Genomic DNA, 708 nt, shown 5'->3' with positions numbered 1-708 from the left:
CAAAAGGTATTAGTCCCTGTGGTCTATCTGGCGGGGGTGAAATCGGGTGACCTACAGGCCAATGGCGCATTGATTTCCGCCGAGAATATTGCCTTAACCGAGATGCAAGGTTTCACCAATTCAGGGGCACTGAAAGCCACCCATAACCTGAACCTCAGTATGGCGCAGGACATGGCACTGAATAACCGTGGCGGTTTACTTGAGGCCGGCAATAACCTGCAACTCAGTACGTTGAACAGTGATATTGACCTGACGGGCAGCCGATTAACTGCCACTAACCTGCAACTGGATAGCGGGCGCGATATCATTCTGCGCACCGACAGTGCGCAGCTCAGCAGCGATAATGGGGCTGTCCAGCGCACACAAACCCTGCTGGGGCCACTGGCGAGCATCAATGTCAGCAATAACGCGGTTATCAATACCGAGCGCGACTTTATCCTGCAAGGCGCAAGTGTGAATGTCGGTAAGGATCTTCAGGTCAATACCGGCGGTGACTGGATCCTCAATACCGTCGAGCGCAGCGACCAGATAAGTGCGAATTATGGTTATGGCAGTTCGACCAGCGAACACATTCGCCATCTGGGTAGCGAGGTGAATGTCGGTGGCGCGTTGACCGCTAAGGTCGACAATCTGACCGCCGTCGGGGCCAACATCAATGCCAACACCATTGATATACAGGCGCAGAATATTAACCTCAGTGCGGCCACT

1 protein-coding gene is annotated in these 708 nt (G+C 53.7%); it reads left to right on the top strand.

Annotation, left to right across the window (positions count from 1 at the left end):
* Positions 1–708 (top strand): hemagglutinin repeat-containing protein (locus tag YROHD0001_RS00065; RefSeq protein WP_032818613.1); only part of this gene is annotated, 708 nt, incomplete at both ends.

It is taken from the genome of Yersinia rohdei ATCC 43380, from assembly GCF_000173775.1.
Classification (GTDB): domain Bacteria; phylum Pseudomonadota; class Gammaproteobacteria; order Enterobacterales; family Enterobacteriaceae; genus Yersinia; species Yersinia rohdei.
Note: the sequence above shows the minus strand (reverse complement) of the source record. Positions and strands in the feature narration are given on the sequence as shown.